1 protein-coding gene is annotated in these 203 nt (G+C 50.7%); it reads left to right on the forward strand.

Going from position 1 to position 203, the window contains the following annotated elements:
* Positions 1-203: hypothetical protein (locus BCU84_RS20775; protein WP_198589634.1), on the forward strand; the 203-nt coding region annotated here is incomplete at both ends.

Raw genomic sequence — 203 nt, forward strand, 5'->3', positions numbered from 1 at the left:
GATATTTCAGGCTTAGTTGATGGCGACATTACCGTTGATGCCTCAGCAGTCGACCAAAACGGTCAAACCGTTACCGATGCTGACACCGACAATATGGATGCGACACCAGGTTCAATTGATGTGGCGCTCACCATCAATGACGGCGCAGAAACGGCTGACATTTCAGGTACCACTACTGATGTCGCGCCAAACAGCACAGTCAC

The organism is Shewanella sp. 10N.286.51.B7 (genome assembly GCF_002873615.1).
GTDB classification, from domain to species: domain Bacteria; phylum Pseudomonadota; class Gammaproteobacteria; order Enterobacterales; family Shewanellaceae; genus Shewanella; species Shewanella electrodiphila.